19 protein-coding genes and 1 riboswitch are annotated in these 19,232 nt (G+C 39.8%); of the genes, 3 read left to right on the top strand and 16 right to left on the bottom strand.

The window, feature by feature from the left end; genetic code table 11:
* Window positions 1-33: 33 nt before the first annotated feature.
* From dctP to MOJ78_RS02555, 8 genes are all read right to left on the bottom strand, one after another.
* The gene (gene dctP / locus MOJ78_RS02590) at window positions 34-1,116 is read right to left on the bottom strand and encodes a TRAP transporter substrate-binding protein DctP (protein WP_304979670.1); all 1,083 of its coding nucleotides are present in this window, start codon (window positions 1,114-1,116) and stop codon (window positions 34-36) included.
* 44 nt (window positions 1,117-1,160) lie between these two features.
* Window positions 1,161-2,582: an aldehyde dehydrogenase family protein gene (locus MOJ78_RS02585; RefSeq protein ID WP_304981164.1), complete on the bottom strand. Its 1,422-nt coding sequence runs from the start codon at window positions 2,580-2,582 to the stop codon at window positions 1,161-1,163.
* A 21-nt stretch (window positions 2,583-2,603) separates the two neighbouring features.
* Complete coding sequence (locus tag MOJ78_RS02580) at window positions 2,604-3,686, bottom strand: tartrate dehydrogenase (protein ID WP_304979669.1); 1,083 nt, start codon at window positions 3,684-3,686, stop codon at window positions 2,604-2,606.
* Window positions 3,687-3,788: 102 nt separating this feature from the next.
* On the bottom strand, window positions 3,789-4,502 hold the full coding sequence (locus tag MOJ78_RS02575) for a FadR/GntR family transcriptional regulator (protein WP_304979668.1): 714 nt from the start codon (window positions 4,500-4,502) through the stop codon (window positions 3,789-3,791).
* Window positions 4,503-4,969: 467 nt separating this feature from the next.
* A complete protein-coding gene (locus tag MOJ78_RS02570; protein ID WP_304979667.1) occupies window positions 4,970-5,932 on the bottom strand; it encodes a 2-hydroxyacid dehydrogenase in 963 nt (320 codons plus the stop codon).
* Window positions 5,933-5,952: 20 nt separating this feature from the next.
* On the bottom strand, window positions 5,953-7,089 hold the full coding sequence (locus MOJ78_RS02565) for a glycerate kinase (protein ID WP_304979666.1): 1,137 nt from the start codon (window positions 7,087-7,089) through the stop codon (window positions 5,953-5,955).
* Window positions 7,090-7,153: 64 nt separating this feature from the next.
* Window positions 7,154-8,104 (bottom strand): GNAT family N-acetyltransferase, encoded by a 951-nt coding sequence (locus MOJ78_RS02560; protein WP_304979664.1) that lies wholly within the window; start codon window positions 8,102-8,104, stop codon window positions 7,154-7,156.
* Between the two features lie 29 nt (window positions 8,105-8,133).
* Window positions 8,134-8,835 (bottom strand): PIG-L deacetylase family protein, encoded by a 702-nt coding sequence (locus MOJ78_RS02555; RefSeq protein WP_304979663.1) that lies wholly within the window; start codon window positions 8,833-8,835, stop codon window positions 8,134-8,136.
* Window positions 8,836-9,001: 166 nt separating this feature from the next.
* Window positions 9,002-9,103: riboswitch (purine riboswitch) on the top strand.
* Between the two features lie 87 nt (window positions 9,104-9,190).
* Here MOJ78_RS02555 and ade point away from each other — a divergent pair.
* Window positions 9,191-10,930 (top strand): adenine deaminase, encoded by a 1,740-nt coding sequence (gene ade, locus MOJ78_RS02550; RefSeq protein ID WP_304979662.1) that lies wholly within the window; start codon window positions 9,191-9,193, stop codon window positions 10,928-10,930.
* Window positions 10,931-11,150: 220 nt separating this feature from the next.
* On the opposite strand, the gene MOJ78_RS02545 is transcribed toward ade, so the two are convergent.
* The 6 genes from MOJ78_RS02545 to MOJ78_RS02520 all read right to left on the bottom strand — a co-directional run bounded on the left by MOJ78_RS02545 (window position 11,151) and on the right by MOJ78_RS02520 (window position 16,297).
* On the bottom strand, window positions 11,151-11,975 hold the full coding sequence (locus tag MOJ78_RS02545; protein WP_304979661.1) for an aldo/keto reductase: 825 nt from the start codon (window positions 11,973-11,975) through the stop codon (window positions 11,151-11,153).
* 133 nt (window positions 11,976-12,108) lie between these two features.
* Window positions 12,109-12,369, bottom strand: coding sequence for a hypothetical protein (locus tag MOJ78_RS02540; RefSeq protein ID WP_304979660.1), 261 nt, complete (start codon window positions 12,367-12,369; stop codon window positions 12,109-12,111).
* A 652-nt stretch (window positions 12,370-13,021) separates the two neighbouring features.
* Complete coding sequence (locus MOJ78_RS02535) at window positions 13,022-13,534, bottom strand: hypothetical protein (RefSeq protein WP_304979659.1); 513 nt, start codon at window positions 13,532-13,534, stop codon at window positions 13,022-13,024.
* Window positions 13,535-13,609: 75 nt separating this feature from the next.
* A complete protein-coding gene (locus tag MOJ78_RS02530; RefSeq protein WP_304979658.1) occupies window positions 13,610-14,083 on the bottom strand; it encodes a hypothetical protein in 474 nt (157 codons plus the stop codon).
* A 440-nt stretch (window positions 14,084-14,523) separates the two neighbouring features.
* On the bottom strand, window positions 14,524-15,039 hold the full coding sequence (locus tag MOJ78_RS02525; RefSeq protein ID WP_304979657.1) for a general stress protein: 516 nt from the start codon (window positions 15,037-15,039) through the stop codon (window positions 14,524-14,526).
* Between the two features lie 166 nt (window positions 15,040-15,205).
* Complete coding sequence (locus tag MOJ78_RS02520; protein WP_304979656.1) at window positions 15,206-16,297, bottom strand: threonine aldolase family protein; 1,092 nt, start codon at window positions 16,295-16,297, stop codon at window positions 15,206-15,208.
* 174 nt (window positions 16,298-16,471) lie between these two features.
* On the opposite strand from MOJ78_RS02520, the gene MOJ78_RS02515 reads away from it, so the two are divergent.
* Entirely contained in the window at window positions 16,472-17,161 is a 690-nt protein-coding gene (locus MOJ78_RS02515; RefSeq protein ID WP_304979655.1) for a hypothetical protein, read from the top strand.
* A gap of 199 nt (window positions 17,162-17,360) precedes the next feature.
* Here the strand turns inward: MOJ78_RS02515 and MOJ78_RS02510 are convergent, their stop codons facing one another.
* Window positions 17,361-17,750: a DUF6508 domain-containing protein gene (locus MOJ78_RS02510; RefSeq protein WP_304979654.1), complete on the bottom strand. Its 390-nt coding sequence runs from the start codon at window positions 17,748-17,750 to the stop codon at window positions 17,361-17,363.
* A gap of 130 nt (window positions 17,751-17,880) precedes the next feature.
* Between MOJ78_RS02510 and MOJ78_RS02505 the strand changes: the two genes are divergently transcribed.
* Window positions 17,881-18,174 (top strand): hypothetical protein, encoded by a 294-nt coding sequence (locus tag MOJ78_RS02505; protein ID WP_304979653.1) that lies wholly within the window; start codon window positions 17,881-17,883, stop codon window positions 18,172-18,174.
* Window positions 18,175-18,291: 117 nt separating this feature from the next.
* Here the strand turns inward: MOJ78_RS02505 and MOJ78_RS02500 are convergent, their stop codons facing one another.
* Window positions 18,292-19,209 carry an aldo/keto reductase gene (locus tag MOJ78_RS02500; protein ID WP_304979652.1) on the bottom strand — a complete coding sequence of 306 codons (918 nt, stop codon included), beginning with the start codon at window positions 19,207-19,209 and terminating at the stop codon, window positions 18,292-18,294.
* Window positions 19,210-19,232 lie beyond the last annotated feature (23 nt).

The raw sequence follows: 19,232 nt of genomic DNA, 5'->3' as shown, positions 1-19,232 counted from the left end.
TTGATTCAAACCTGCTGCCCTTTCCTTTTTGTATCATTCTGTTTCTGGAACCATCAGATCTTTAAATTTCATATAACGCTCTCTGTAATCTTTGATAGATTCCCAGGTCTCTTTGAATGTTCCGCCTAATTCTTCTGCTTGGGAATCTAAATACTTAACCGTTTCTTCCTGTAATGTTTGTTGTGTCTCTTCATCTACCTTTACTGGTGTCACACCTTTTTCTAAAAAGTACTCATTGGCTTCCATGCTCTCATGCTGATCACGTGTATAGCTCCAAAGTGTTGTTGACCTTGCGGAAACCATGACAATCTCTTTAAGATCGTCAGGCAATTTATTCCAAGCGTCTTTGTTGACACCTAAATAGTACATCGTAGTCGGTTGGTGCATACCAGGTCCTGTGTAATACTTCGCGACTTCATCGAACCCAAGATCACGGTCAATATTCGGTGTAGCAAATTCTGCTGCATCAATTACTCCTCTATCTAAGTTGGAGTATACTTCTCCAGCCGGAGTTGTTGTAACTGATACTCCACTATTTCTTAGAATTTCTCCCCACCAACCTGCCGTTCGATATTTCACACCTTCCCAATCCTCGAGGCTTTCCATCTTTTTATTCGACCAAGCCAACGTTTCAGGACCTGTAAATCCTAAAGGTATTACTTGAATATTCAGATTTTGTTCGTCATACATTTTTTGCCACAGTTCCAAGCCGCCACCTTCGTAAATCCAGCCAAGTCTAAGGCTATCATCCATTAACATCGGGATCGTCGTAAAAAAAGGAGCCGCCGGCATTTTTCCGATCCACATATTTGTAGCAGCATGATATGCATCTATTGATCCCATATTTGCCGCATCCATGACTTCTCCACCACCGACTAATTCACCCGCAGCGTGAACCTCAATCTTCAACCTTCCTCCAGATGCAGCCTCGATATCTTCAGCCCATTTTTGAGGAATTTCTTGTAAAAACATTGATTCCGGCCAAGCTGTCGCAAGTTGCCAAGTAAACGTCTTACTTGACGCTCCATCTTGTGTCACTGCAACAGGCTTACAACCTGCCATTAATGTAAGTACTAAAATAATTGCCATAAGTATAATTGAATAGCGTCTAAACATAATGATCCCTCCAGATTTGTTTGATAGATTTGTAAAATTTTTCATTAAATATTGAATACGATCATTCTTTCATCAGTCATTTCCTCTATCGTATAACGGGGTCCTTCTTTTCCTAAACCGCTGTTCTTTACACCACCATATGGCATGACATCATTTCGATAAGTGGAAACATCATTAACGATTACTCCACCAAACTCCAATGTTTTCATAGCCTGAATTGCAACATTCAAGTTATTCGTAAATATCCCGGCCTGAAGCCCGTAATCGGTGTCATTAGAATTGTCCAAAACTTCTTCCATGGTCTTATAAGGTATCAATGTAACAACAGGAGCAAAAATTTCTTGGCAAACCACTTTCATCTCATGTTTTACTTCAGTCAAAACAATAGGATACAGCAAGGAACCTTCCCGTTTTATCGGCGTCAACTCCACAGCGCCTTCTGAAATAGCTTCCTTTGCCCATTGTTCGGCACGAGCAGCTTCCTTTTCACTAATCATCGGACCAATATCGGTATTTGGATCTTCCGGATTTCCTACATTTAATTGATTCACATACGAAAGGTACTTTTCTTTAAAGTCAGAAAACACCTCCTCATGAATGTATAGGCGTTGTACTGAAATACAAGCTTGTCCTGCATTGTGAAAACTTCTCTCAGCGGTAAGTTTTGCGGCTAAATCTATATCGGCATCATGGTGAATAATATTTGGTGAATTATTACCTAGTTCAAGTGCTACAGGCCGCATCCCACTTCTCTCTTTGATATGCAGGCCGACTTCACCTGATCCAGTAAACGTATACATCTTAATTCGCTGGTCATCTAAAAGCCATTCACCAACTTCACTACCAGCGCCTGTTACAATGTTAATGTGTCCTTTCGGTAACCCCGCTTCTTCAAGAATCTCAACTAAGAGAAATGTGGCTATTGGTGTTGTTGTTGCAGGTTTGACTACGACCGTATTCCCAGCAGCTATAGCTGGTGCAATTTTATGTGTGCTTAAAAGTAGTGGGTAATTAAATGGTGTAATTGCACCTATCACACCTTTTGGTACACGGATCGTGAACCCGAGGCGGTTTTCCGATCCTTCTGACGCTTGAAGAGGAATCATTTCTCCTGCTATTCTTTTTGCTTCTTCTCCAGATATCCTAAGTGTGTTAATTGTTCGGTCCAGTTCTCCTCGAGCGTCTTTTCTTGTTTTTCCAACTTCTCTTATCAATGACGACTCAAGAACTTCTCTGCGTTGTTCTACTAATGCAGAGGCTTTAAGTAATATTTTGTATCTTTCAAATGCTGTTAACTTATTTTGCTTAAAAGTTTTCTCTGCCAAAGTGACCGCATCATCAATATGGTTTTTTTCAGCTTTTGAAATTTCAGCTATTTTCGCACCGGTATATTTGTTGAATACCGGAAGGTACTCTTTGGTCGAAACTTGTTCTCCGCCTATATATAAATGGAATTTATCGGTCATCATCCTTTTCCTCCTGATCTATTATGTTGTGTATTGTACTTCCAATATCTTTGAGACTATTTCATTACCCATCTCCACTGTGCTCGACGTTCCACCGAGATCTGGTGTCCTGACTTTTCCTTCAATCAATACACTTTCAATTGCATCAAGAATAATTGCACTAAGATCAGGCAAATCCAAATGCTCCAACATGAGACTAACACTCCAAGTTTGAGCAATCGGATTCGCAATTCCTTTCCCCGCGATATCAGGAGCTGATCCATGTATCGGTTCGAACATCGATGGGTACACTCTTTCTGGATTGATATTACCCGATGGTGCCAAACCTAATCCCCCGGCAACAGCGGCGCCCAAATCGGTTAAGATATCTCCAAACAAATTACTGCCTACAACTACATCAAAGTGTTCGGGTTTGGAGACAAAGAATGCTGCAAGCGCATCAATGTGGTAAAGGTTGGTCTCAACATTCGGATAACCTTTTCCTATTTCCCTTGTCATTTCATCCCAAAAAGGCATTGCATAATTAATGGCATTTGATTTGGTTGCTACGGACAAGTGCTTCCTTGAACTTCTTTCGGCAATGGAATAAGCATATTTTAAAATCCTCTCTGTTCCATACCTCGTAAAAATGCTATTTTGAATAGCAAGTTCATGTGGTGTCCCCTCGTGAAGCTTCCCTCCGCTATTTGAATACTCCCCTTCGGTATTCTCGCGTACGACTACAAAATCAATGTCTTCATATGACTTGTTACGTAATGGGCTTTCCAATCCACGTAATAGTTTGATAGGACGCAAATTCACATATTGTTGGAAGTGCCTTCTAATTGGAAGGATTAGCTCCCAAACTGAAACATGGTCAGGGACCTCAGGAGAACCTACCGCTCCGAAAAGGATAGAATCATAATCTTTTAGGACATTTAGCCCATCCGCTGGCATCATGCGGCCATGGTTTAAATAATATTCACAATTCCAGTCATAGGAATCAAATGTGAATTTCACTCCGTCGTTCACTTTTTCTATTGCTTTTAAAACCTTTAAAGCTTCACTTACAACTTCGGGTCCGATTCCATCACCTGGTATTACAGCAATCGAAAAACTCTGCATAAAACTCACCTCCAATTTATTAAAAATGTACATATTGAACAATAAATCATAATAAAGCGCTTACAAAAAATTCATTTGATCAAATTAAGGAACTCGGTTTTTTCACTCTTCAGTTTCAGCTATTTTTGTCAAGAACACCTTTTCAGGCAATTCAAGATGGGTCGACATAATTAATGATGCGCCCTCCCCATTACCGTCTTTTATGTTCTCAAAAATACTTTCATGTTCATTTAATACCTTTTCCAGGATCCCTGGAATTTCCAAAAATTTAACTACTTCTGAACGGTAACTATCGCTCAAAAGCATAATGATTTTTTGTAGGACTGGATTATTTGAGGCTTTGGCTACGGCAATATGAAATTCAAGATCCCATTTACCGAATTGACCTTTATCGTTTATACTGTCTCTCATCCCCTGTATCGTTCTTTCTATTTCCAAAAGATCATTACTTGTTTTACGTTCTGCCGCTAAAAAACTTGTTTCTTTTTCAACAATCTGCCTAGCCTCCACGATTGACCTAAGGTTATTGATATCATGGAAAATCAATGATGAAAATTCAGGTGATATGTAAGACCTCCCGTCTGCTTTATTTAAATACGTGCCTTTTCCCTGATAAAAACTAATCATCCCTATCGCAGATAATTTTGACAATGCTTCTCTTAAAACAATCCGGCTAACCTGAAAACGATTTGCCAACTCTTCCTGAGAAGGTAATTTTTCTCCATATACAAACTCACCAGCTTGTACATCCTTTAAAAAGGCATTAATTACGTCATCAACTAAAGAAGTACGGGTACGTTTTAAATTCAAATTCAAATCTACACCTCCATTTTCCAACTCTTCATATGATATGATAACTTACGAATATCTTATATTGAATTTTCGGAATAGTCAATACTATTTCCGATACTCTCAATTTTCTATATGCCTACGAAGTGTGAGAAACATAGATAAATTAGCAGGATAATTGAGTAAAACAGTCAAGAATTCACAGTGCGATAACGACAAAAATCGGTGGGATGCTGACTATAGTCCGCTTTCATTTTCCGACATTTATTTCTATGGCGTTAGAGAAAACACGATTGGTCGAATCAATTTTAGAGGCACAAAAAAAGGGAGAGTCGAAAAAACGACTCATCCCAAGTTCTATAATTTCATTTTTTATTTTATTTGTAACTCTGTGGTGATTGAGTCTTCTTTTAGATTGGGGGATTTAAACTCAGACTAAAAGAAGTACTATATTAAACGTATATAAAAATAGTCACGTTCATAAAAATAGTGATTTAAACGACTACATGAGCGGGCTTTTTATCCGTTACGCCATTGATTAGATTTTCGGCTGCTAATTCAGCCATCTTTAATCTTGTTTTAATACTAGCACTTCCTATATGTGGCACTGTGACTACATTTGGTAACGTTAATAGCGGGTTTTCTTGTGATATAGGCTCCGTTTCAAACACATCTAACCCCGCAGCCCATATTTCATTATTTTTCAGGGCATGGTATAGTGCTTCTTCATCAACAATTCCACCGCGCGCAGTGTTTATTAGAATTGCACTTTCCTTCATAAACGCTAATTCACGTTTAGCTATTAAATTTTCTGTTTCTGGCGTGTATGGTGTCATGATTACAACGAAATCCGATTCTTGCAGCAATTGATCCATCTCTACATAACGAACCCCAAGTCGATCCTCAATTTCTGTTTTACGGCTTTGGTTATAATAAAGGATGTTCATATCAAACCCTTTAGCCCTTTTCGCTACGGATTGTCCAATTCTACCCATTCCGATAATTCCGAGTGTTGCTCCATATACATCCTGTCCGGTCAATTGCATAGGGGACCACGTTTCCCATTTGCCATCTCTTAAATAATCAGATGCTTCGACTATCCTTCTAGATGTTGCCATTAATAGAGCAAAGGTTAAGTCGGCTGTCGTCTCTGTCAAAACACCTGGTGTGTTCGTAACGGTAATGCCTCTTTCCTTTGCCGCACCGACATCAATGTTGTTGTACCCTACAGCCATATTGCTGACGATTTTCAACTTTTTCGCTTTATTTAATAGTTCCTCGTCAATGGACTCGGTTAATAGACAGAACAACCCTTCAATATCCTCAACCTTTTTTTCTAGTACTTCCCTTGGAATAGGCGTATCTTCCTCTTCCCACATTTCCACTTCGCAAACTTCTTCAATTTGAGTGACAATCCTTTTTGGTATCTTTCTTGTAATAAAAATTTTAGGTTTCATCGTTTTACCCACCTTTAACGTTAATTCAGGTTATATTTTAAAACCCTCATGATCGCTTCAATTCGATCCGGAATCCAATTTGAGGCGCTAACCATAGCTTCCTCTAACTGACACGGACCTGGAACAATGGTAAAAGCCGACAAGATCCCGAGATCGTCAAATTTATTCGTTTCTAAATCTAACCCTCCACATAAAGCAATGACAGGTACTCCTTGCATTTGTGCTCGTTTGCTGACGCCGTTTATTACTTTACCTGATAATGTTTGGGAATCTAAACGACCTTCACCCGTTATCACGAGCTGTGCATCTTTAATATCCGATTCAAAGTTAAGCTTTTCCATAATAATGTCAATACCGGGTTGGATTTCTGCATCTAAAAAGGTGATCAATGCTGCACCAACTCCTCCTGCAGCTCCTCCCCCAACCAACTCACTCATATCCGTATCCATCTGCGTAAGGACAACTTCTGAAAAATGGTTCAACGCTTTATCAAGTTGCTTCACCATGTCCGCTGTTGCACCTTTTTGTGGTCCAAACACTGCACTTGCACCATCAGGTCCACACAACTTATTTGTGACATCACTTGCAATTACAATTGAGCATTCCTTTAGGCGCGGATCCAATTTAGAATCATCAACATGATCCAAATCGATTAAGGCGGCACCACCTTCAGGTAAATGCGTTCCATCCTTACGATGAAAGGACATTCCTAAGGCCCTTAGCATTCCCGTTCCTCCATCATTTGTGGCACTTCCGCCTAAACCGACTATAAATTTGCGGAACCCATCGTCTAAAGCATGTTTAATTAACTCACCAGTCCCAAAAGTAGTTGTCTTCATCGGGTCCTTTTCATGATCTTGAAGTAGCGGCAAGCCAGAAGCTTGTGCCATTTCAACCACAACTGTTTGATTGTCACCTAGTAATCCATATTCTGCTTTTATCTTTTTTCCTATCGGACCCGTTACATCAACCTGTTTAGTCGTACCATTTGAGGCATGCACCATATTCTCCATGGTACCTTCTCCCCCGTCCGCAAGTGGGATCTCTTTCACAATAGCTTCCGGAAATACCCTCTTAACGCCTATTGTAACGGTAGAACAAATATCTTTCGCTGAAATTGACCCTTTAAATGAATCTGGTGCCACTACTATTTTCACGATTTACACCCCCAGTATTACAACCTTGACTATGTGAAATTACAACGTTTTCTAGTTAGCTTGTTTAGTTGATTGATTTTTTCATGATATCGAATTTTCGGGTAATCTCAAAACCGGTTTTCTTGTAAAGATGACCAGCGGAGGTTTTTTCTCCTGTCCAAAGAAACCACGCACCGTGGAGTCCTTCCGCCCGCATATACCGTAAGCATTCATTCAACAGAATTTTGCCGAGTCCCTTTCCTTGTTGATCCGGATCGACACCAAATGGACCGAACCGATCGGGGACCCCCTCATATCCGCCATATATACAAAAGCCAACAAGCTTGCTGCCTTCTCTTGCAATTAGGATACGGTGTAAAGGAAGTCCTTGCAATATTCCCTCACGAATCGCTCGACCCCAATCCGGATTGAACGTCTTATTCGCAAACTGAATCACTTCATAAAGGTCTTTGTCTTGTGCCGTCGTAAATGAATACCCTTCAGAAACTCTTTGTTGTTTCAGCTCTACTACATCGGATGGCACCTGGAACCCTATCAAATTACGATCCATAGCAACTGCTGTATATTGCCTTTCAAAACCTTGTTCTTTTAAAAATGCATGCCCACCCGGATAAGTGGCTTCATCAATCCCGGGTAGAATATAATTCGGTGCATATGAGGCAAAAAACAGATTGCTGCGACCTTCTCCCGCAAGAAAGGCAATCGCCTCTTCCATCAACTTCGTTCCAACCCCAAGTCTTCGATAATCCGGATGTACGAAAAAGAACGGAATCCAGCTGTTATCAGGTTCTAAGTCCGTCCCATACATCGGCAACAACCTTCTTACCGAATACAAACAACCGATCAGTTGATCTCCATCAAAAGCTACCCGCAATCCTTCAGGGTCAAAGTTCGCATCAAGTAATACTAAATTACGAAAACGTTCAGAAGTGATCGGATCAATATGTAAACTATCATTCCAAAGCTTAACAATCTTCTTTTCGTCACCCGATTGATAATACCGATATGTCACCATGTGCTCTACTCCCTTATCCCCTTTTAAAATCAAAGCTCAAACCCTGGGATGCATTGATCTTTTCGTACATTCAACCCGGTCGGATATTTCAATGTTTGTGCGTACTTGGTACGATTCACGCAGCCACGAACTGTTCCAAGCGCTTGATAGTAGTCATAATAGCGGAACGACGTCGAGTTCTTGATAAACCAATACTGGGAAAGTGCTTCAAGATACGATTCAAATTCATCCGAAACATCGATAAAAATATCCGGAACATAGCCCTCCATGTCCTCCCAATTTTCACTATGATAAATACCATAATAATGGGCAGGTGTACCATCAAGTTCAAACCCAGGAAGTCCAGCTTTCAATTGAGCAGCCTGTACGATTCTTGGGCATAACGCATGGTCGGGATGAATGCTCTTTTCCCAATGTGTTATAACAACGTTTGGTTTTAACTCACGCATAAGGGCAGCAACACGGGTTACAATCTCTTCATCAAAAGTAAGCTCCGCATCCTTATAATCAAGCGTAATGCTTTCTGCACCTAAAACCGCTACAGCCTTTTCAGCCTCTCGAATTTTTTGATTCCGATAATCCTCTACTGAAATACCAGGCGGATTCCCTTTCTCACCCGCAGTCAAATGGACGAATGTCGCCTTATGACCGGCTTGCACGTATTTATGAGCAATTGCACCAGCTTGGATTTCCGCATCCCCACAATGAGCACCTAACACGACAATATGCATAGTTCCCCTCCGTACTTAGATTTCACGCTTAATCCATGGTATTTATTATACAAAAGATTCAGAATTTATTGAAATGTAAATTCAAGTTTATAAAGCAATTATTGTTCAGCATTGACACATGTTGGCGAGGACATATAGAATGTGTACTAATCATTTCAAAGTGAAAAACATTTTAATATGATCCACTCGTATAATATTGGAGATATGGTCCAAAAGTTTCTACCAAACTACCGTAAATGGTTTGACTACGAGAGGGGTAGGGTTTTTTGTACATACTTAAACTCTGATTATTATCCTTCTCTCTGTCAAACCCTAGTTACTACTGGGGTTTTTATTATTGAAGGAGAAGATGAAGATGTTACTGGAAAAAGATACATTAAAGAAACGGATCACCGTTGCAAATAAACAAGAGCCTGCAGACATCGTGGTTAAAAATGGGAGGATCATCGATGTTTTCAACCTCGAAATCATTACTGGCGATGTTGCTATTGTTGACGGAATGTTTATTGGAATCGGAGATTTTGAAGGCAATCAAGTTATTGATGCCAAAAATCGTTATGTTTGCCCAGGTTTTATCGACGGGCACGTTCATATCGAATCATCAATGGCAACTCCAGTTGAATTCGCTAAAGTAGTTCTTCCCCATGGAGTCATGACCGTGATTACCGATCCTCACGAAATTGGAAATGTATCTGGTGAAAATGGAATTGACTTTATGCTTGAGAATTCCGAGAACATTCCACTGGATGTAAGAGTTATGCTCCCTTCTTGTGTTCCTGCTACTTCCGTTGAAAATTCAGGGGCTGAATTGAATGCTGATGATTTAAAGCCTTTCTTCAAACATAGACGGGTTTTAGGCCTGGCAGAGGTTATGGACTATCCTTCTTTACAAAATGCACAGGACTCCATCGTCGATAAAATTGCAATGTCTTTAAGGTACAGCGATCGTATCGATGGTCATTTAGCTGGATTAGATAGGAACGCTATTAATGTTTATCGATCTGCTGGCATCATATCAGACCATGAATGTAATACGGTCTCTGATGCACTGGAGCGGTTGAGACGTGGAATGTACCTTTTGATTAGAGAAGGATCTGTGGCAAAAGATTTAAAGTCTCTTATCAAAGTCGTCACTCCAAACAATGCGCGTCGTTGCTTGTTTTGTACAGATGATAAGCATTTAGATGACTTAATTGAGGAAGGCAGCATCGACCATAATGTCCGGTTAGCAATCAAATATGGCATTGAACCATTTTTAGCGATCCAAATGGCATCTTTAAATGCGGCAGAATGCTATGGTTTAAAGCATAAAGGGGCGATCGCTCCCGGTTATGAGGCAGACTTTCTACTTTTAGATGACCTAGAATCGATTAAAATATCAGAAGTGTATAAATCTGGAGAGCTTGTTGCCGAAAATGGCGAGTATGTCAGTGATCCACTTGCAATAGAGGAGCTAAAACCCGAGTTATGTTCTACGGTTCATGTTCCCGAGTTGAATGAAAATGATCTCCAAATTCCAATCGGTGAAACGGATCAGGCTTATATTATTGAAATTATCCCGAACAATTTGACTACAAATAAAGGAATCGAAACGGTCAAAGTTGAGAATGGCTATTTTATTCCATCAGTTGAAAGGGATCAATTAAAGCTAGCCGTTTTTGAACGTCATAACAATACAGGGAATATCGGGCTAGGAGTCGTAAAAGGATTTGGGATAAAAGAAGGTGCCATTGCTACGACCATTGCACATGATTCACATAACATCGTTGCTACAGGGACCAATGATTCCGATATCTTGAAAGCGGTCAATGTCCTAAAAGAAATGCATGGCGGCTTGGCCATTATCAAAGAAGGTGAAGTGATAGCCTCTCTTTCCCTAACGATCGCCGGATTAATGTCCGATCAAGATTTCCAAACGGTAAACCTGGGACTTACTCAATTAAAACAAGCTTTATCGAAACTTGGATTTACCGGTGAATTCAATCCCTTTTTAACATTATCGTTTCTAACATTACCCGTTATACCAGCATTGAAATTGACGGATCTAGGTCTATTCGATGTTAAAAGCTTTCAACACATCGAAGTAAAAGTTTAAATCTACTGTTGCATTCACTTGTTTTTATAGTACGATTATTACGCTGGTGAACAAGCGATTATGAAGTGGGAAGATTTCAAGCAGATGGCTGTAGAGAACTCTTCATCAATCATTGAATGTATGCTAGAAAATATGAAGTAATAGATTAGAGAAGGGATACGTTTTGGCATCCCTTCTCTTCTACTTTAGCCTGTACTAAGTAAGGCTGTCCTTCTATCGATTATCTTTTATTCATTTCACTTGGTATTGGGCCGTTACGTTCATTACGATCAAGTGCATCGATTTTCGTCATATCCTCTATACTTAGTTCAAAGTCAAAAACATCGAAGTTTTCCTCAATTCGTGAAGACGTTGCTGATTTTGGAATGACAATCGTATCATTTTGGAGATGCCAACGAAGGATGATTTGGGCAGGTGTTTTCCCATGATTTTCAGCTAGGTTCACGATAACCTCATTTTTCATAACCTCGCCGCCCCGCATGAGCGGGCTCCAGGCTTCAACAAATATGTCATTATCGCGGCCAAATTGTTTCAGTTCTTTTTGGGCGAAATAAGGGTGACACTCGATCTGGTTCAACACTGGTGTTACCTCACACTCGTCAAGCAGACGCTGCAAGTGGTCCTGGTCGAAATTACAGACACCGATGGCTTTTACACGCCCGTCATGATACAGCTTTTCAAGTGCCTTATACGTCTCAACATATTCGTCGTATTTGGGAGTTGGCCAATGGATTAAATACAAATCCACATAGTCGAGGCCAAGTTTATGTAGACTTTCATCAAATGCTTTAAGAGTTTTTTCATATCCCTGATCGGTATTCCAAACTTTCGTAGTGATAAACAGTTCATCACGAGGGACATCGCTTTTCCTGATCGCCTCTCCTACACCACGTTCATTTCCGTATATGGCTGCAGTATCGATTGATCGATAACCGACTTCGATTGCTTTCTTAACTACAGGGACGGCCTCTTCATCTTCTACCTGCCAAACACCAAACCCTAATTGCGGCATCTTGAGCCCATTATTCAGCGTTACATATTGCATTTGATCGCTCCCTTTCCGATTTTGCTTCAAAATCAGTTTATCATAGTGAATTACCGAAATTCCTTTCACACGACCTCACTAATTTAGGGTTAGGGTTTCAATAATGTTCGCCAGTTGCGTTGGTTTCCGAATTTTAACGTTTCCCATTCCAATCGTCAAAATAATCCATGCACAGCGCGTTAAGTCCTTCTAGTTTCGTGATAAGTCCCTCTAAATCATAAGTATGTATTGTATCGACTAAATAATTATTTTCTTCGGTTAAGGATTGTATATGTATTTCCATGGAACCGTCCCACCTGATATTTGCATTAAATGATCCATCCTCATCCTCCAGTTCCACCGCAATCACTTTGTCTTCATCATTCACATGCTTGGATTTGATGACCCATTTCATTTTTACACCCCCTTTTGATTAACTCTGTGGAATTCGTTTATTCCTAACTAGTTTATCCCTATTTATCGGTATCATTATCAATTTGGCTGAAAAAGGAACGGTCCACCTGAATAACCCTCCTCACAAAGAAAACTCGGCGATTGCCGAGCCTTGAGGCGAGAGCAGAGTCGCAGCCCTAAAGGTCTTTGCTCTTATACTATTGGGGCTGACTCAAAACTCATCGGTCCCTGCTTAGTCGTTCAAGTTACAAGCCAAAAATTTGTGTTACACGAGAGAAATCCGGGTTACACGAAAAAAATCTGAGTTGCACGAGGAAAATCAGAGTTACACGAGAAAAATCTGTGTTACACGAGGAAAATCAGAATTACACGAGGAAAATCAGAATTACACGAGAAAAACCTGAGTTACACGAGAAACCTCTATTTTCCCTTTAATTAAAGGCCGTAAACACTTCCATCAATTAAGAATTTGCACTTAAAACTTGAATTTTTCATCAATTATATAAAACTTCTTGCAATGGTAGGAAGACTGAAACAATTTGAAGGGATTTCTCTTTTGGGCCAGCCCCTTAACTTGTAAAGAAAGCACCTGCACGGGTGCAAGTGTCTTCACTCATTAACTTCGTTTAGTTTTTTGCTTTCATTCTTCGCCTTTAAATCGATTCTAATTCAATGAGGCTTTCAATTACATGATCAACAAGATGAGGGATATCACCCATTTGTTCCTCGTTGATTTTACGGTTGAATTTAATTTCTATTTCATTCATATAATTATCCTTCTCTTGACCATAGACAAAACGTAACGTCTGGACCGGTGATTCTTGTTCCCAGATATCGTCCAATACGCCTTCAATTTGTTTGCACTGCGCTGAAACGTCCTTAACTTGCTTATGAAACCGAACAAACAGAGAGCATCCTGGAATATCACCAGGTTTCTCTAAAATCTCTGCTGACAAGTCTTTTAGAGATGCCTGCAACACAATTTCCGCTTCCACTTCCTTATGATCTGCAAGCGTGAATTGAAGGATGAATTCTCTTGACATGACGGCTAACTCGAGGCGATCGATTCGATTGGTAATCTCAATTTCGCCGGTAAGGTTATCCAAGTCATAGATGTGATTTTCAAAGGCAACTTTCAGGTTTTCAAAAATGGTTGGATCGAACATATTCTTTGCCTCACTTAATTACGTGTTTTGAGCTTATCCTAGCATACCAATATTATTGGGCGAGTTTAACTGAATTCAACCGCTATCTCGTAAAAGCTGATTCACCTTTGTTTGCATCGATAAAATCACGGTTCTCTTGTATCGTGCCCCTAGGAGAAGTACTTTTATTTGTTGGATTCGGGATAACTTACTGAAACGAGGTTCTTTTTTTAAAAAGCAACGGACGATTGACCAGCTTTTCGGTGTCAATGGAAAGTCATCAAGAGGCTGCTTGGCGGGTAAAAAAACGAACCACGGTTTTGTTCCAGGAGGAGCGCTTTTATCGACGATACAAGGGGCATAGATGTTTTTTGTATGGTTACGAAGGTGCTCGTATCGTTCACGCCCGCTAATCAGAACATAGCGTCCAGAATTCCTGTCTTTTTTCACGACCAAAATATACATGCAGTCCCACATCAGAGTTCGTAATTTCTTGATATGATCGGTAATTTTCACAGTTGAATCGGGTTTGATCTTGTTCAGTGGGATATAGTGTACCGTGAATTTCATCGACATCCTCTCCCCGCCTTCCCCTTTAAATATGATTAATTCCTCGGATCGGACAACAGCTTGGTGCAGATGTTTTCAGTTTTATGGTGCGTAAAAAAATCACTTAACGCCATTATATGAGGGAATTGGGCTAATGTTCCATATCCATTGCTTTTAAGTAGTTTAAAAAATCCGTTCCAAAGGAAATGCAGCAGGATGGGATATAATCGGCTTTCATTGTCCCTTCCTACTGCATTATTTTTTTGTAGCACTCTAGTTCAAGTCCTCGCTTCAAGTCGCCAAACTCTCTTCAAATAGAACAAACACTGAGCGAGTTTCTTATAATTTTTGTGACAGTTTTCGGGCGCAGACAGACTATAGTCCGCTTACATTTTCCGACAGATCTTTTTAAAATCCCTCTTCCTCCTGTTTTTCAATGTGGAATAATGTTTTAAATATAATTACCCTAATCTATTGAAGTCTTTTCTCAGAATTGCTGTCTTCAGCTTTCTCGTTTTGATCAAGTTCTTAAAATCGGAACTATAGCCATAGGATAGCTGAAGGTAAAAATAGTTTATGTACTCCGCTATGGAAAACAGGTAGATAAACATAGCCAGTAAAAAGCCCATAGTCGGAATTTCAGTAATTCGTATAGCATCGATTACAAAGAACATGGGAACCAACAAAATCACAATCAAATTAAATTTTCTAAGATGGTAAAGGAGCCTCACTTGAGTAATTGGCGTAACCGATGTCCCTTCCTTTTTTAGCCGTCTCCTCTTTACATACCAATAAAAGGCTCCTTGTAACAATAGAAATTGAAGTAAAATAAAAGATCCCCAATACGAATAGAGTGAATACAATTGTAGATTGGGATACTCCTGGTTGATCTTAAAGCTAACAAAACTGAATATGATTACTGATGCAAACTCCCCAGTGTATAAATAAGTCAACCTTTTCTCCAATCGCTCTCGCATAGCCCATCCACCCCCGCTCCTTCTTTTCTCTGTTCTTCCATCTTACAACAAAAAATCGTAAACTTGGAGAGTAACATCAAATGTTCTACACCACATTTACGACATAATTCGGCTAGATGATGACTATAGTCCGCTTACAATTTCCGACAGAGCTTTTTAGTATCATTCAATGTTTCTTCAAACTATTATCTAGCATTTGAAATGCTTTTCTTAACTCGGCTTTCGGTACTTTCTCATATCGATCTCCAATACTTACTTCATAAGAACAGGTACACTCATCCACATCGCGTAAATAGCTCGTCAACCCAATTCCCGTTGTCTTATAAATGTCTACAAGTATCGATTCAAGCTCCTCTTTTCGAACATCAACATGGACGTGAAACATATTTGAAACCGGTTCTTGAGGCAATGTCGAAACAGTATGGCATTGGTTATATAACTCGGCAAGCTCTTTCGCATCTTCATGATACTTCTCCATTTTATGTACCCGTTGATCGAAGTAATGATCCGCGCTGATAATATAAGGGTAAAGGCTGATCAGATCACCGCCATGGCGCCTTTTCCAAACCTTTGATTTTTCTGCAAAATCATTGTCACCGGCAAGAATCGCTCCAGCAATCCCGCCAATCCCTTTGTAAAAGGACACATAAACGCTATCAAAAAGGCTACAAACCTCAGCAGCAGTCTTTTTATAATACGGGAGGATTTCAAAAAGCCGAGCGCCATCTAAATGCAGTTTGATTCCTTTTTCACGACAAAAGGAAGAGATTTCTTCGAGAGTCTCGTAATCTGGTAATTGACCGCCAATTTCTCGTTGTGGCAATTCAAGCAATAAACATGCAATCTCCTCTTCCATGTTCACGACATCCTCCAATTGGATGACGCTGTTTTTATCCGCAAGCAAAACCGGTTCTATCTGATGCAATTCTTTTAGTCCATCTTCCTCATGTATCTCCAAATGACACAAAGGATGGTACGCTACCCTTTTCAACCCTTTTTCATCACACCAGATCCTGAGGGCGATTTGCTGTGCCATCGTTCCACTCGGGAAAAATACAGACGTTTCTTTCCCTAGATACATGGCCATCTTATCCTGGAAGTCTTCGATGATTTTTCCCTTCCCATACATGTCACTATGTTGCTCACCTTTAACAACTTTAAAAGCCTCTTTAAGCGTTTGTACTAACCTTCTGTCATGACCGACTAGCTGATATTCTGTTTGTGAAAATGCTTCCGATAAAGGATCAGTTCTGCTCATCGTCAATTGCTCCTTTTAACGTATTTTCTATCTTTATTATACACTTTTAAATCGAATGAATTGATGATAGGTAAAATAACAAATTTTCTATGTCAAAATTCTGAAGTCCAAAAAAGAAAGTGCTGATTTTTACTTCTTCTTGTATAATGAAAATCATGAAGGAGGTGAATAAAGATGGATCAAATACTAAAAGCGCTTCAACAGATGGAAGAAAGAATAAACGAAAAGTTCGACCAAGTTTCTAGTGAATTTGATCGGGTAAACGGAAGTCTCGAACACTTCTCCAATGAATTTGATCGAGTTAACGGAAGTCTCGAACACTTTTCCAATGAATTTGATCAGGTTAACGGAAGTCTCGAACACTTTTCCAATGAATTTGATCGAGTTAACGGAAGTCTCGAACACTTTTCCAATGAATTTGATCGGGTTAACGGAAGACTCGAACACTTCTCCAATGAATTTGAACGAGTTAACGGAAGTCTCGAACACTTCTCCAATGAATTTGACCGGGTTAACGGAAGACTCGAACACTTCTCCAATGAATTTGACCGTGTTAATGGAAGTCTCGAACACTTTTCCAATGAATTTGACCGGGTTAACGGAAGACTCGAACACTTCTCCAATGAATTTGAACGGGTTAACGGGAAGCTCACTACATTTGATAAGAGATTTGATGGTACTGATGACCGGTTGGACAGAATTGAAGCCACAGTTAACGTTGTTGCTGAGAATTTTAAGGATGATACAATGGCTATTCTTAAAAAGATTGATGAGAATACAAAAAGCATGAACCACGACATTGAGTTTCTTTCTGGACAAGTTGGCAAACATGAAATGTACTTTAATCGAGTTGAAAAAAACTAAATTCATACTCGAATCTATAATTTGGTAGGTTACCTCATATTTGTATATCACACAAATTTCTTCTATAGTACCCCGAGTTTTGGTTAACCGCAATTTGTTGGTTTTCTCCAAGTTTATTTCACGCTGCGTTTACAAGTAAACCATGGGATTACACTTAAAAACCCCAGGTTGTTCTGCTGGGGTTTTTACCACTCATAAATTAATCTTCCAATTCTCTTAGCCTTATTAGTATTTTGTAAAATACTTTATCTTTTACTGCAGATGCCCATAAACCATCACAAAAACGTTCTTGTCTTACATAGTAAGTAAGGATCGCCTTAGTTAAACCGATATCAGCATCATCAATTTCACTAATCAATTCTTCCGACGACAATCCATGTTTTTTCAATGTACCAAAATAATCTGAATCTAGAAGATTTGTTTTATATACTTCATCTATAAAAGTAGTTAGTTGCTCATCATAAATCGGATAGGACATAGTGATGACGCCCTCCTCATTCTCACCACCGCTGCTCCAACGACACGCTTCATTTTCAGTTGCATTTTCAAAATAGCTGATATATTTTAATAGATTTTGATATTTACTCACCAGTATCCACCCTTTCATTCAATTATTTAAATCACCAACATTGTCCAACGTTCTTTTTTCAGTTCGTTATACATACCTTTTTAAGAAATATGTTGTAATTTTTCGAGTGAATCTCAGGGGGTGTATTATTATGGATTTACAAGATAAGGACTCCCTAATGACAGAGAGTGAGAAGAAATACTATTTTCTCGGCGCCTTTGTATTCGCAGGTTTATTTTTAAGTACGTTTATATTCGGTTGGTTAGTTGACCCGCTTAGGCTATTACAGTTTCGCCTGTCTATTCTCGGTGAAGGGTTCATTTATTATCTAGTTCTTTACTTTTATTATAATGTTAGCTCGAACAAGAAAACGAATGGAATTATGGAAGGGAAAAAAGACGAGATCATTGTTTGCTTTAATGGTAGAGAGCTTGGGAGGTGGTGATTCCAACGGCCGAAAGAAATTCTATAGAACTCTTTTAGCATTTATCCGAAGAAGCGATTAGAATAAGAAAACAGCCCCACCATGAATGGATAGGGCTATTCGTATTTCTTACAGGCTTTAAGGCAGGTTATTCCCCGCAATCCGATAAAGCCCGTACCATTCTTCTCTTGTCAGCTTCACTTCAGAAGCTTTTGCGATATCCGCTAAACGTTGTGGATTCATCGTTCCCACTACAGGTTGGATGTTGGCCGGGTGACGTAGAATCCATGAAATGGCAATCGCCGAATCTGTGACACCGTATTTTTCAGCTAAGTCTTGAAGCATCCCATTAACCATCGGAAAAGCATCATTTCCTACAAATGGCCCTTCGATCATTCCATATTGGAATGGCGACCATGCTTGGATGGTCATATTGTTCAAGCGGCTATAGTCGAGCATTCCGCCATCACGCATGACAGCTACTGCATTATACATGTTCACATTGACCCCAGCATCAATCATCGGGGTATGCATGAGACTGAATTGCATCTGGTTGATGATCAAGTCTTGATCAAGCGACTTTTTCAACAATTCGATCTGCATCGGATTATGGTTGCTGACGCCGAAGTGGCGGACTTTCCCGCTTTCCTTCAGCTCATTGAACGTTTCAGCAACCTCCTCTGGCTCCATCAAGGCATCCGGTCGGTGTAGCAACAAAATATCAATGTAATCCGTCTTCAGCCTTTGCAAGCTTCCTTCTACTGAACTAAGAATATGTTCCTTTGAAAAATCATAAAATCCTTTACGGATCCCGCATTTCGTCTGGATGATCATCTTTTCACGGACGGATGGATTCATGCCGATCGCGTCTGCAAAAACGGATTCCGATTCTCCTCCACCGTAAATATCCGCATGGTCGAACAGATCGACACCGTGTTCGATCGCATTTTCAATGACATGTCGCGCATCATCTTTGGAAAGGGATTTCATCCGCATACAACCAAGAGAAATCTCTCCGACTTCCAATCCACTGTTCCCTAACTTGATTTTCTCCAACAAAGACACCTCTTTACATAAAG

Source organism: Alkalihalobacillus sp. AL-G (genome assembly GCF_030643805.1).
In the GTDB taxonomy this organism is placed as follows: domain Bacteria; phylum Bacillota; class Bacilli; order Bacillales; family Fictibacillaceae; genus Pseudalkalibacillus.
Note: the sequence above shows the minus strand (reverse complement) of the source record. Positions and strands in the feature narration are given on the sequence as shown.